Source organism: uncultured Methylophaga sp., from assembly GCF_947259025.1.
Classification (GTDB): Bacteria; Pseudomonadota; Gammaproteobacteria; order Nitrosococcales; family Methylophagaceae; genus Methylophaga.
Map to the genome: position 1 here is coordinate 1 of NZ_CAMYKO010000007.1, position 13,150 is coordinate 13,150.

General features: G+C 54.2%; 10 protein-coding genes and 1 pseudogene. 8 read left to right on the top strand and 3 right to left on the bottom strand.

Annotation, left to right across the window (positions count from 1 at the left end):
* The 5 genes and pseudogenes from Q0X64_RS11875 to Q0X64_RS11895 form a co-directional block, all read left to right on the top strand.
* A pseudogene (locus Q0X64_RS11875) lies at window positions 1–203 on the top strand (cytochrome c oxidase accessory protein CcoG); the annotation flags it as partial.
* 18 nt (window positions 204–221) lie between these two features.
* Entirely contained in the window at window positions 222–725 is a 504-nt protein-coding gene (locus Q0X64_RS11880) for a FixH family protein (protein WP_297813304.1), read from the top strand.
* Between the two features lie 25 nt (window positions 726–750).
* Window positions 751–3,219, top strand: coding sequence for a heavy metal translocating P-type ATPase (locus Q0X64_RS11885; RefSeq protein ID WP_297813306.1), 2,469 nt, complete (start codon window positions 751–753; stop codon window positions 3,217–3,219).
* A gap of 35 nt (window positions 3,220–3,254) precedes the next feature.
* Complete coding sequence (gene ccoS, locus Q0X64_RS11890) at window positions 3,255–3,470, top strand: cbb3-type cytochrome oxidase assembly protein CcoS (protein ID WP_297813309.1); 216 nt, start codon at window positions 3,255–3,257, stop codon at window positions 3,468–3,470.
* Between the two features lie 51 nt (window positions 3,471–3,521).
* Window positions 3,522–6,779: an EAL domain-containing protein gene (locus tag Q0X64_RS11895; RefSeq protein ID WP_297813312.1), complete on the top strand. Its 3,258-nt coding sequence runs from the start codon at window positions 3,522–3,524 to the stop codon at window positions 6,777–6,779.
* Window positions 6,780–7,232: 453 nt separating this feature from the next.
* On the opposite strand, the gene Q0X64_RS11900 is transcribed toward Q0X64_RS11895, so the two are convergent.
* The 3 genes from Q0X64_RS11900 to pip are packed head-to-tail and all read right to left on the bottom strand — an operon-like array spanning window position 7,233 to window position 9,268.
* Complete coding sequence (locus Q0X64_RS11900) at window positions 7,233–7,868, bottom strand: lytic murein transglycosylase (RefSeq protein ID WP_297813315.1); 636 nt, start codon at window positions 7,866–7,868, stop codon at window positions 7,233–7,235.
* Window positions 7,869–7,871: 3 nt separating this feature from the next.
* Entirely contained in the window at window positions 7,872–8,312 is a 441-nt protein-coding gene (gene dtd / locus Q0X64_RS11905) for a D-aminoacyl-tRNA deacylase (protein WP_297813318.1), read from the bottom strand.
* Window positions 8,309–9,268 (bottom strand): prolyl aminopeptidase, encoded by a 960-nt coding sequence (gene pip / locus Q0X64_RS11910; RefSeq protein ID WP_297813321.1) that lies wholly within the window; start codon window positions 9,266–9,268, stop codon window positions 8,309–8,311. Before pip ends, dtd begins: the two co-directional genes overlap by 4 nt.
* Window positions 9,269–9,412: 144 nt before the next feature.
* On the opposite strand from pip, the gene sucC reads away from it, so the two are divergent.
* Genes sucC through Q0X64_RS11925 form a run of 3 tightly spaced genes read left to right on the top strand, consistent with a single transcriptional unit; the run spans window position 9,413 to window position 13,148 of the window.
* Window positions 9,413–10,633, top strand: coding sequence for an ADP-forming succinate--CoA ligase subunit beta (gene sucC / locus Q0X64_RS11915; protein WP_366517522.1), 1,221 nt, complete (start codon window positions 9,413–9,415; stop codon window positions 10,631–10,633).
* Window positions 10,633–11,508 carry a succinate--CoA ligase subunit alpha gene (gene sucD / locus Q0X64_RS11920; RefSeq protein WP_297813326.1) on the top strand — a complete coding sequence of 292 codons (876 nt, stop codon included), beginning with the start codon at window positions 10,633–10,635 and terminating at the stop codon, window positions 11,506–11,508. Before sucC ends, sucD begins: the two co-directional genes overlap by 1 nt.
* The gene (locus tag Q0X64_RS11925; RefSeq protein WP_297813328.1) at window positions 11,508–13,148 is read left to right on the top strand and encodes an NAD+ synthase; all 1,641 of its coding nucleotides are present in this window, start codon (window positions 11,508–11,510) and stop codon (window positions 13,146–13,148) included. The genes sucD and Q0X64_RS11925 overlap by 1 nt, the downstream gene beginning before the upstream one ends.
* The last annotated feature ends 2 nt before the right edge of the window (window positions 13,149–13,150 follow it).

The window sequence follows — 13,150 nt, forward strand, 5'->3', positions numbered from 1 at the left end:
GCGGACTGGAAGGCGCCAGCCTGCACGGCATGGATGAACAAGTCATTATCGAGCCGGGGCGGGTGATACCGGTCACGGCTTTGGTGCGGGCACCGGAGTCGGTGATTGAAGACGGACTGGCACCGATAGAGTTCAGCGCCGAGGTATTGGAACAGCCACAGCTCAATACCATCTATCAGAGTATGTTTATGGGGCCGCGTTGAGCAGGCAGGGGAAATAATATGAGAATTTCGCAGGATAATCCACAGGCTTTACGCAACCCCTGGGTGCTGGGGTTTCTGGCCTTTTTAGTCACTTTTCTGAGTGCCAATGCCGTGTTTATCTATCTGGCTTTTTCTTCTCCACCCAACCTGGTGGTGGAAGACTTTTATGAAAAAGGCGAAGCCTACGCGGAAACGCAGCAGCGCATTGCCCGTCAGGAGGCGCTGGGTTGGTCAGGTGTGCTCTTGGTTCCAAGCAGTTCGCGGGTAAATCAAGAGCAGACTTATGAAGCCGTCATCACCGGTAAGAACTCAGCCGGACTACTGCTGGATTCGGTGACATTCTACGCTTACCGGCCTTCAGATGCCCGCCAGGACTTTACAGTAGAGATGCAAAAATCCGGGCATGGCAGCTATATTGCTGATGTCAGTTTTGATTTGCCTGGTACCTGGGATGTGATCGTTGAAGCCCGGCGTGGCGAGGACGAATATATCATCAGCCGCCGTTTGCGCATTGAACCCTGATCGTGGCTAAGCGCCAGCCTTTGTTATGACGCAGTCAGCAGTACAAGACAGCTTGTCTGATTCCTGTTTCCACTGCGGGCTGCCTGTTGATGACAAACAGGCCTTTACCGCAACGCTGGGTGGCACGCAGCGCAGCTTCTGCTGCCATGGTTGCCAGAGTGTGGCAGAAACGATTTATGCATCCGGCTTGCAAGGGTTTTACAATAAAACCTCACACGATGAGGCAATGGCACCCCCACCGGATGTTGCCGGTGAATTCGACGCCTACGACCTGGATGAGGTTCAGACTGATTATGTCGATGCCCTGACAAAACAACGCAGTATCCAGTTACTGGTAGAAGGTATTCACTGCGCCGCCTGTGTCTGGTTGATTGAAAATGCATTGATAAAGCAGCCCGGCGTGCTCAGCGCCGAAGTTAACCTGACTGCCAAACGCCTCAAATTACGCTGGGATAATGACAGCATCAGGCTCTCCCGGATACTGCATATCCTGGCTGATATCGGTTATGCTGCCGTACCCTTTGATCCTGAAATGGCCGAGGGGGCCCTGGCCCAGCGACACCGGGGGCTGCTTTATCGCATGGCTTTTGCTGGCTTTGCGATGATGAACATGATGTGGATCTCAATCGCGCTCTATTCCGGCGCGGATGAGGGCGATTTCCGCCAATGGTTCCACTGGATAGGGCTGATTATTGCCACTCCCACGCTACTGTACTCCGGCTATCCCTTTCTCAAAAATGCGCTGACCGGATTGAAGCGACGTTACCTGACGATGGACTTGCCGATCGCCATCGGTGCCAGTTCGACCTACCTCTACTCCTGTTACGTGACTCTCAGCGCCAGTGCGAGCGGGCAGGTGTATTTCGATACGGTGGTCAATTTCCTGTTTGTGATTCTGGTGGGGCGTTATCTGGAAGCGATATCACGTCGCCGCGCTTTATCAGCAACTCAACGCATGCTGGAGCTACAGCCCAAACTGGCTAATCTGGTCGAGGGTGAGACTATCCGTGTCGTGCCTATCCACAGCGTCCAGGCAGGCGATATGTTGCTGGTCAAACCCGGTGACAGTGTGCCGGTGGATGGCACCATTATCAGTGGCGAAAGCGGCGTCGATGAATCCATGCTCACCGGCGAGTCGCTGCCCGTGGCCAAGCAGGCGGGCGACAAAGTGGTCGCTGGCAGTATTAACGGCGAGGGTGCGTTCCGGGTCAGGGCAGAGCAAGTTCTGCGGCAGACGGCTCTGGCAAAAATCGTGGCTGTGATGGATGAGGCCCAGGCCTCTAAAGCACCGATTCAGAGTCTGGCCGATCGCATTGTGCCCTGGTTCGTGCTGGTGACCCTGTCGCTGGCGGCGCTGACCTTTATTTACTGGCAGCAGTTTGATGTTGAAACTGCTTTGCTTGCTGCCACCTCAGTTTTGGTGATTACCTGTCCGTGTGCCTTTGGTCTGGCGACACCGATGTCAGTCGCAGTGGCGACCGGCGTCGGTGCCAACCGTGGTGTGCTGATCAAGCAGGGCATTGCTTTGGAAACCCTGTCGACAATTAACCATTTTGTTTTCGATAAAACCGGCACCCTGACCAAGGGCAAATTGCAGGTCAGCGATATCAGTGTCTTTGCCGAGCTGGATCCGCAGGCGCTGCTGCAACTTGCGGCTTCGGTGGAACAGCATTCCGAGCATGGTATTGCCAGTGCGGTGTGTCGGGCCGCCGATGAACGCGACATCCGACTCAGTGAGATCAGTGATTTCTCATCAGCCCCCGGAAGGGGAGTCCGCGCCGTTGTCGAAGGTCATGACGTGCTGGTCGGGACGCAGGCCTGGCTCAGTCAAAAGGGCATAGAGCTGGCGAGCGAACATCAGCAAGCGTTGCTGACTCGTGAACAGCGGGGCATCAGTTGTGTGCTGGTTACCGTGGATGGGCATATCAAGGGCATGCTGGGACTGATGGATGGGCTCCGTGATGATGCCGTGCAAACAGTTGAAGCCTTGCTGGCTGCCGGTATGAAAGTCACCGTGCTCAGCGGTGATCGTCAGGCGGTCGTTGAAGCGGTAACGGCGCCTCTGGGTCAGGTTTCACGGCAGGCTGAGGTATTACCCGGCGAGAAATCGGCAGTGATTCGCGCATTGCAGGCTGAGGGAGACCGGGTTGCCATGATTGGGGACGGCGTCAATGATGCGCCGGCATTGATTCAGGCCGATGTTGGTATTGCCATTGCTTCGGGCACGGATGTGTCAGTGGAGAGCGCTGATGTGGTATTGTCACAGCAGGCATTACAGAAAGTAGCTGATGCCAGAACACTGGCGGCACGCAGTCTGCGAACAATTCGTCAGAACATTGTGTTGTCAATCAGTTACAACGTTATCATGGTGCCAATGGCGATGATGGCTTTGCTCAGTCCCCTGGTTGCGGCGATTACCATGCCGATGAGTTCTTTGCTGGTGATCGCTAACGCTGCCCGTATCGGTCGAGTATTCAAAAACCGGGCTGAGTGACTGAGTCGTTATCCGCTTCCTGCACAGAGGTTTTTATGGAAGTTATTTATGGTTTGCTGCCGGGCATGTTGCTGTTAGGCATTATTGGTGTCGCAGTCTTTTTCTGGGCGGTTCGGAACGGCCAGTATGATGATATGGATGGCGCTGCGCATCGCGTGCTGCTCGATGATGATGAGTTGCCAGAGCAGCACACAGATGAGAGCGACAGTGAAGCAGACCCGGACCACTCCTCAACGACGTCAAAATCATAACTGGGTGTGCATGCATAAGCGTGATGATGGAATTTGACCACAGGGAAAGGGATGTTTAAGCGCTGGAGTATCAAAAATCTGCTCCAGTTCTGGGCTGCTGCCACTGTGGTGGTGGTCATGCTTATGGCGCTGATGACCAACCACGCCAATATGCTGATTGGTGATATTCGCGATATAGTGGCCACTCAGGTCTTGCCACTGGAAAGCAGTGGTCGTCAACTCAGTCATACCACCATGGCGCTGGCACAGCGTCAACAACAACTACTGGCCAGCGACATGATGACGACACTGGCACAGTATGACCAGCGTGCGGTGCTCGAACAGCGCTTCCAGCAGAACTGGCTGCGCCTGGCCTCCCTGGTTGATGACGAGCCTGAACACAGAGAACTGGTTGATTCGCTGTACAGCTATTATCAGGATTTCCTCAATCTGGACGATGAACTCAGAGAACGCAAGCAGAATGTGCTGGGACTCAATGCCCGACTGAATCAGCACAGCAGCGATATTGAGGTGCAGTCGGGACAACTGCAGCAACAACTCGAGCAACTGGAGCAGCGTCTCAGAGAGGATAAAAGAGTCGGCTTGCTGGAAATACTGGAGCCGATACAGATCGCGGTCTATCAATTAAGCCTGCTTAATTACCAGTCTCTGACCCTCAACCGCGATAGCCAGTTAGAGCAGATCATTTCCCGGCAGTTAGCACCGATAAAATCGCAGCTCGGCAGCCAGTCACAGAAACTGCAACAGGCGACAGAGAACCTGCCCGGTATCGCAACAATGAGCAGCCAACTGAGATACGACATCGAAGTGCTTATCGCCCTGTTTGAAGGGCAGGACGGCCTCATGGACATTCACCAGCAGCGACTATTGCAACTGGCTCTGCTCGAGCAGGGGGAAGAATCTGCCTTGTCGGTGATGTCGGTTATGGTGGATAAACTGAATCAGGTCGCGGCATTGATTAATCAGCAGCTGCTGGATGCAGTCAGTGATAATGTTGTCAAGGCCGACAGCAATCGCTGGTCAATTCTCGCGCTCAGTCTGTTGTTGACCGGCGGCATGATATTGTTTGCCTGGTTGCTGCTGCGCGCTGTCAATAGACCGTTGGGCGTGATCCGCCGCTCCATTCACGCTTTATCAGAGGGACGCTTTGACACCCGGATACCGCCCTCGCCATCGAGTAATGAACTGTCGTTGCTGGCCAGTGATTTCAACCTGTTTGCTGAAAAGACCGAGCAGATGATCGATGCGCTCAGCGACGCGCGATTGTCGCTGCAGCAGCGTGAGCAGCATATACGGGCGATAATTAACGGTGTGCCGGAGGCTATCCTGACGCTCAGCAGTAGTGGCACGATAGTGGATATCAACCCTGCTGCGGAGCAGGTTCTGGCTGGATCGATGGATAGCCTGTGTGGTAAAAATCTGCTGGATATTTTCGAACAGCAAGGCTTTGACAGTATTGATGACCTGGCGCAGAAGGCCGGTGTTCACGGCGAGTTTGAAGGCCGCCGTCTGGATGGTTCCTCATTATCAATGTGGCTGTCTTTGAGCCGTATAGACAAAATTGAAGGGCAGGTCTGGGTCTGTGTGATTTCCGATGTCACGGCCTGGAAGCAGACAGACCTTAAATTGCAGCAGTTAATGGCTGAGCAGGAGGCGATACTGGAAAATGCCATTATTGGTATCGCTTTTGTCCGCGAAAGACGCTTCATCAGGGTCAACCGACGCTTTGAAGACTTGTTTGGCTTCGACCGGGATCAGATCACCAATCAGAGCACGCGCTCGATATATCCCAATGAGCAGGCCTACCTGCAGTTCGGTGACCAGTCCTATCAGGCGCTGGCATCCTCAGAGAGCTATGAGGCGCAACTGGAACTGATTCGTCAGGACGGTGGCAAGTTCTGGTGTGCGTTGTCAGGTAAAGCGATAGATCCAAATGATCCGATCGCCGGCACTATCTGGTTGTTTGAGGATGTGACTCAGCAGCGGGAAAATGAAGAGTATCTGACCCGGCTGGCGAGTATCGACTCGCTGACCGGTTTACCCAATCGCAATGTATTCAATGACCGGGTGGAACACGCCATTCACAAGGCGCAGCGTGATGGCCGTCGTTTGGCCGTGTTTTTCCTGGATCTGGACCACTTTAAACACATCAATGATTCGCTGGGACATAATACCGGCGATATGCTGCTCAGAGAGGTGGCCAGACGAATCAAAGCCTGCCTGCGTGAGGGTGATACCGTGGCCCGTCTGGGCGGTGATGAGTTCACCCTGTTGCTGGAAGATATCAGCTCTGCCGAGCATGTCGGCAAGGTGGCAGAAAAGGTCATTCACAGCATGACTCGGCCTTACAAAATCGAATCCACCGAGATCAGTGTTAGCCCCAGTATCGGCATCAGTCTGTATCCAGCTGATGGGCGCGATGTCGATATGCTGGTACGTAATGCCGATGCGGCGATGTATCACGCCAAAAAGCAAGGACGCAATAACTTCCAGTTTTATTCTTTGGATATGAATGCCGAGGCGGCCGAGCGGTTGGCGCTGGAAACGGCCCTCAGACAAGCTGTAGTTCAACAGGAGTTCTTCCTGCATTACCAACCCCAGTTCGATTTGGACAACGGCGAAATGATCGGTGCCGAAGTCCTGTTGCGCTGGTACAGCGAAGTCTGGGGGAATGTACCGCCCAGCCGCTTTGTGCCGGTGCTGGAGGATACCGGCCTCATCGGCGAGGTGGGAGAGTGGATACTGGGCCAGGCCTGCGACACGTTCCTGGCAATACAGGATCAGGTCAGCACCGATTTCAAGATTGCCGTGAACCTGTCCGGTCGTCAGTTCAAAGGCGGCTTGCTGCTGGGACATATTCGACAGTTGCTGAACCAGCGGCAAATGCCGGCATCAAATCTGGAACTGGAAATTACCGAAACCATGCTGATGGAAGATACCGAGTTGGCGACGATGACCTTGCAGGAACTCAGTGATATGGGCCTTAGCCTGGCGATTGATGACTTCGGGACCGGCTATTCTTCCTTGTCTTACCTGAAGCAATTCCCGCTCAATGTGCTGAAAATAGACAGTGCCTTTATTCACGATATCACTACCGATCAGGATGATGCCGCCATTGTTGATGCCATTATGGCGATGTCAGCCAGTCTGGGGCTGACAGTGGTGGCTGAAGGTGTGGAAACCGAAGCCCAGCTTGATTATCTGAGACAGCGTCACTGTCAGCGGGCACAGGGTTATCTGTTGGGCCGGCCGGTAGACAAAGCTGCGTTTATGGCATTAACCGAGAACAAAGTCAGGGTGGGAGACTGATGCTATTTGTTCCGGGCTGGGCTAGTCAGGCAGCAGCACCGAGAAAAGGTATCGGGGAACAGTCCAGACCGGACTATAACAAGCTTGGGCTGATTACCGAGGTTTCTCTTGGTAGCTCAACCGGAGACTGGATTGCTTCACTGCGTTCGCAATGACGGTCATGTGTTGTTGGCGTTGCTTTATTCTGCCTGATCTTTTACACCACGGTAACGATTATCAGCTTAGGCTGATTGTGCTGTTAGCTTAACCGGGGACTGGATTGCTTCACTGCGTTCACAATGACGACCATATACTGATTTATGCGGTGTTGTCCTGTTGAGCTGTGCCAACCGTCACTGCGAGGAGCTATAGCGACGCGGCCCTCCAGTCCCAGGCCTTAATAACAATCAGCCCTGTCAGAATCTGCAAGGCGCAGTTCAATAATCAACATGCCAAAGACGTAGCAAGGAAGGCTTAAAGTGTGCGAGCCTGATAAACCAAAACCGGCTTGTCTTCACCGCGAAAAACGATAGTCAGGCCAATGGCGGGGTAATGCCAGGTTTTGGTAAGCAGTCCGGTTTCAGGCTCTTTTTTCTGCTCAATCTTGTCAGCTTCGCCAAAACGGCTTTTTATCATTTCAGGTTTGAGCCTGACCGAGGGCATATAGGTCAAGGCCTTGACCGGTGCAGTTAATAGAAATTCACGATCCTGCTCTGATAATTCAAGTTGCCGCGCACCGCTCGGCTGTCGTTCTCCGGCGGTGGCGTGTTGCTGCATCGCCTGCATTCTGGCTTCACTTACATCCAGGTTCAGTACCAGTTTGGCTGACAGTCCGGCCTGATTAATACTGTCGAAAAAGGCTTCAACACTGTGGCTGCCATCAGGATCTACAAACAACGCGGTTTCACCGAAAACGCCCAGATGCTGCTGCGCGCTTTTATAGTCGGTTTCGCCCAGATGAATACCCAGCACATGTGGATTACCATCATCCATGATGGTCACTTCCCAGGGTTTGTCTGCCGTGCCCTGTGGTGATGGCAGCAGCATTAAAATCATGATACCGCCGACAAGCAGTAGCAGGCCGATAATAATATTTCTGATGATTTTCATGGATTAACCTGTTTGCAGCCAGAAGGTCACCGGGCCGTCATTGGTTAGCCGTACCTGCATATCGGCGCCGAAATGACCGGCAGCAGTGCTGGCATGCTGAGTTTTGGCCTGGGAAACCAGATATTCAAATAACTGTTCACCCTGTTCGGGGGGCGCGGCTGGCGTGAAACTGGGACGCATACCCTTGCGGGTATCAGCAGGCAGCGTGAACTGTGGTACCAGCAGTAGCCCACCGTGGATATCAGTCAGTGACAGGTTCATTTTGCCGTTATCGTCACTGAACACCCGGTAGCCCAGAATACGTCTCAGCAGGCGCTCGGCGTCTTCCTCGGTGTCGTCCTTCTCCACGCCGACCAGCACCAGCAGGCCCTGCTGGATCTCTGCTTTGAGCTGTTCATCGACATGGACATCGGCATGGGTCACACGTTGCAGTAAAGCGATCATGACAAAGTCTCCGCCAGTTCATCAGTGGCTTTAACCAGCGCTTCTATAAGATCCGGTTCGCCGGCGGCATGACCGGCCAGTGGGATAATGCGTAAATCGATTTGCGGCCAGGCCTGCTTGAGTTGCCAGGACTGCTGCATGGGGCAGACCAAGTCGTAGCGGCCGTGAATGACGACGGTGGGAATCTCAGCGATATCAGCCACACTGTCGAGCAGTGGCGACTTGCTGATAAAGCAGTCATTCAGGGCGTAATGCAATTGTATTTTTGAGTGGGCGAGCGGCCCCGGCGGCTGCGTGGTATCCGGTTCGAATTCATGGTCCCGCATCATCACAATAGTGCCTTCCCAGCCATTGAGCGTCTGCGCGGCGGCTAGTTGTACTTCCTCGTCAGGGTCGCTGAGTTTGTCGAAGTAGGCTCGCAGTGGCTTCTGGCGCTGACTTTCGGGTAGGGGCGCAACCAGCTTTTGCCAGGCATCCGGAAACAGTCTTGAAGCTCCGCCTTCGGCATAGACCCATTCGATATCACTGCGCCGGCCCAGGAAGGTGCCGCGCAGAATCATCGACTTCACCTGCTCAGGGTATTGGCGAGCATAGCAGAGAGCCAGCGTCGCACCCCAGGAACCACCGAATAAAACCCAGCGTTCAATGCCGAGTTCTCCTCGGATGGCTTCCATGTCGCCGATCAGGAAGTCGGTACTATTGTTTTGCAGTTCACCACTGGGGGTGGAGCGGCCGCAGCCTCGCTGATCGAACAGCACAATCCGGTATTTGTCTGGATTAAAATAACAGCGATGCTGGGGACGACAACCACTGCCGGGGCCCCCATGCAGAAATAACACGGGAATACCGTCTGGATTCCCGCATTCTTCAACATAAATCTGATGGTGACCGCCACCTTCAAGCGTTTCCCGCTGCAGATAATATGTCTGATAGGGTTCGATTTCCGGATACAGCATGGCATAACTCGTTTGTCTCTAACGGCCAGCACTATATCATGACCAGCTGTCAGCCCCGCCAATCCGCATGCTGCTTGTGGTAATTATCGGCTTAATGCGAGAAAATATACGGTTTAAATTTGAGTATTTCTGCCTGCACGGCAGATACGCCATCCTAAGCAATGGCAATCATCAAGACTAAGGCATCAGAAAAACATGAACCTGCACGAATTTCAGGCGAAACAACTCTTTAATCGCTATGGCGTGCCTACTCCACAGGGGCAGGCGGTCAGCGATATCACCGAGGCCCGCCAGGCAGCCGAACTGCTGGCCGGTGAGCGCTGGGTGGTCAAAGCCCAGGTCCACACCGGTGGCCGCGGCAAGGCCGGTGGCGTCAAAGTCGTCGATAGTGTGGAAGCCGTGGAAGCGGCGGCGCAGGGGATGCTGGGCCAGCGACTGGTTACCCATCAAACCACAGCTGAAGGGCTGCCGGTTCACCAGGTGCTGGTAGAAAAACCAACCGAGATTGAGCGTGAAATCTACCTGGCGGTACTGCTGGACCGTAGCAGTCAGCGCATCGTCTTCATGATTTCGGCGCAGGGCGGCATGGATATCGAGGCGGTGGCGGCAGACACGCCGGAAGCCATTTTGAGCCTGTATGTTGATCCCGTAGTGGGTTTACAGGGCTATCAATGCCGCCGGGCCGGTTTCTTTCTGGGCCTGAAGGGCGATGCTTTCAAGCAATTGCAGCAGGTGATGCAGAACCTGTATCAGTTGTTTACTGAAAATGATGCCGATCTGGTAGAAATCAATCCGCTGGTGGTGACTGGCGACGGCGATCTGCTGGCGGTGGATGCCAAGATCAATCTCGATGATAACGGCCTGTTCCGGCATGCCGATCTGGCCGAGATGTTTGATCCCAGCCAGGAAGATGATGCCGAAGTCATTGCCCGCGAATATGGCCTGAATTACATCTCGCTGGATGGCAATGTGGCCTGCATGGTCAATGGTGCCGGCCTGGCGATGGCAACCATGGACCTGATCCAGAAAGAAGGCGGTGAACCGGCCAACTTCTTGGATGTGGGTGGTGGTACTACCGCTGACCGGGTAGCGGAAGCATTCAAGCTGATCCTGTCCGACAACAAGGTTAAATCGATCCTGGTCAATATCTTTGGTGGTATCGTGCGCTGTGATCTGATTGCCGAAGGCATTATTCAGGCGGCGAAAGAGGTTGAGTTGACGCTGCCAGTTGTGGTCAGGCTGGAGGGCACTAATGCTGCTATCGGTCGTGAACTGCTGGCCAACAGCGACATGAGTATTTACGCAGCACAGGATTTGACCGATGCTGCCAGACAGGCAGTGGCGGCAGCCCGGGAGTCAGAATAATGAGTATCCTTGTTAACCGCGATACCAAAGTTATTTGTCAGGGCTTTACCGGCAAACAGGGCACTTTCCACTCTGAGCAGGCGATTGCTTACGGCACCAATTTTGTTGGCGGCGTGACACCGGGTAAAGGCGGACAGACTCACCTGGAGCGGCCGGTATTTAATACCGTGCATGAAGCGGTGGCCGAAACCGGCGCCAATGCCACCATGATATACGTCCCCGCGGCCTTTGCCGCCGATGCTATCCTGGAAGCTGCGGATGCCGGTATCAAAGCTATTGCCTGTATCACCGAGGGCATTCCGGTGCAGGATATGCTGCGGGTCAAGCACGCGCTGAAAGACCAGGATGCCTACCTTATCGGCCCTAATTGTCCGGGCCTGATCACACCGGGCGAATGCAAAATCGGCATTATGCCGGGCGCCATTCATCAGCCGGGCAAGATCGGCATTGTCTCCCGATCCGGAACACTGACCTATGAAGCCGTGCACCAGACTACCCAGAATGGCCTGGGTCAGAGCACCTGTGTAGGCATTGGCGGGGATCCGATTCATGGCATGAACTTTATTGATTGCCTGCAGATGTTTGAAGACGATCCGCAGACCGAAGGCATCGTGATGGTCGGTGAAATCGGTGGTCATGCCGAGGAAGACGCGGCAGAGTTTATCAAGCAGCAGGTCAGTAAACCGGTGGTTGCTTATATTGCCGGTCTGACCGCACCACCGGGTAAACGAATGGGGCATGCCGGCGCCATTATCAGCGGCGGTGCGGGTACGGCCGAAGCCAAACTGGCGGCACTGGAAGCGGCGGGCGCCGCTATTGCCCGTTCACCCGCCGAAATTGGTGAACGCATGCTTGAGTTGATGGAAGCCAGATAATGCAGGAATTGACTCTGGTCATGGGCCAGATCAACCCCGTGGTCGGGGATGTGGCCGGCAATGTGATGAAAATTATCACCGCGGCCCATCAGGCGCGTGATCAGCATGATGCTGATCTCATTATCTTTCCGGAGCTTACCCTGACCGGTTATCCACCAGAAGACTTGCTGCTCAGGCCGGGCCTGCTCAAGCGGGTCAACAAGGCTTTGCAAACGCTGAAAAAGCATATTGAAGGGGTGGCGATCATTGTGGGCCACCCTGATGGTGAAGTGCGTAAAGAACTCTACAATGCCGCATCGATCATTGATGGCGGTCAGATTAAAGCCACCTATTTCAAACACAAGTTGCCCAACTACAGCGTATTCGATGAAAAACGTTACTTTGTTGAGGGCAAGGAAGCCTGCGTCATCGATTTTCGTGGCGTGCGGCTGGGGCTAACCCTGTGTGAAGATATCTGGTTTACCGAGCCGGCCTGCCAAGCGGCAGACAGTGGCGCTGAACTGTTGATCAACCTTAACGCCTCGCCGTTTCGTATTGGCAAATGGCAGTTGCGTGAAGCCGAAGTCCGTAAAAGGGTGGTCGAGACCGGCCTGCCGGTGATTTATGTCAACCAGGTCGGGGGGCAGGACGAATTGGTGTTTGATGGCTGCTCTTTTGCGCTTGATGCTGATGGCAATAAAGTCTCCCGGGCACCGGCCTTTGAAGCTGGTTTATTTCCATTAACGGTGACGCGCCTGGACAATGGCAAGCTGCAAATCCATGGCCAGATGGCAGACAAGGAAGCTGAACTGCCGATGATCTATAAGGCGCTGGTGACCGGACTTGGGGACTACATCGATAAGAACCGCTTCCCCGGTGTAGTGATTGGTCTCTCAGGTGGCATTGATTCAGCATTGACGCTGGCCCTAGCGGTGGATGCCATAGGCGCCGATAAGGTGCATGCTGTGATGATGCCGTCCCGATATACCGCGCAGATCAGTCTGGACGATGCCAAATCCATGGCCGACGGTCTTGGTGTTAAATACAGCCTGATTTCGATTGAACCGCTGTTTGAACAGTTTCTGGACAGCCTGTCTGATCAGTTCGCCGGCTTGCCGGTGGACACCACCGAGGAAAACATCCAGGCCCGCTGCCGCGGCATTATCCTGATGGCTTTGTCCAATAAAACCGGCTCAATGGTGCTGTCGACCGGCAATAAAAGTGAAATGGCAGTGGGCTACTCCACCCTCTATGGCGATATGGCCGGCGGCTATGCACCGCTCAAAGACGTCTATAAAACCCGAGTGTATCAGCTCAGTCGATATCGCAACACGCTGTCTGAAGTGATTCCGGAGCGCATCATTACCCGGCCGCCATCGGCGGAACTGGCTGCGGATCAACTGGACCAGGACAGCCTGCCTGACTACCCGCTGCTGGATAAAATCCTCGAGCGTTATATCGCCGATGACAGTTGTTTCGAGGATCTGGTCGAGGAAGGCTATGATGCCGAGGTGGTTGCAAGGGTGATAAAAATGGTAGATCGTAACGAATACAAACGGCGGCAGGCACCGCCGGGTATTCGTATCAGTAGCCGGGCTTTTGGCCGGGATCGGCGTTATCCGATTACCTCAGGTTACACTGTGACTTCAACAATAGAGTAAGG

Coding starts and splice junctions, on each gene's coding strand:
- Q0X64_RS11880 (WP_297813304.1), top strand. CDS start 222: ATGAGAATTTCGCAGGATAATCCACAGGCTTTACGCAACCCCTGGGTG.
- Q0X64_RS11885 (WP_297813306.1), top strand. CDS start 751: ATGACGCAGTCAGCAGTACAAGACAGCTTGTCTGATTCCTGTTTCCAC.
- ccoS (WP_297813309.1), top strand. CDS start 3,255: ATGGAAGTTATTTATGGTTTGCTGCCGGGCATGTTGCTGTTAGGCATT.
- Q0X64_RS11895 (WP_297813312.1), top strand. CDS start 3,522: ATGTTTAAGCGCTGGAGTATCAAAAATCTGCTCCAGTTCTGGGCTGCT.
- Q0X64_RS11900 (WP_297813315.1), bottom strand. CDS start 7,868: ATGAAAATCATCAGAAATATTATTATCGGCCTGCTACTGCTTGTCGGC.
- dtd (WP_297813318.1), bottom strand. CDS start 8,312: ATGATCGCTTTACTGCAACGTGTGACCCATGCCGATGTCCATGTCGAT.
- pip (WP_297813321.1), bottom strand. CDS start 9,268: ATGCTGTATCCGGAAATCGAACCCTATCAGACATATTATCTGCAGCGG.
- sucD (WP_297813326.1), top strand. CDS start 10,633: ATGAGTATCCTTGTTAACCGCGATACCAAAGTTATTTGTCAGGGCTTT.
- Q0X64_RS11925 (WP_297813328.1), top strand. CDS start 11,508: ATGCAGGAATTGACTCTGGTCATGGGCCAGATCAACCCCGTGGTCGGG.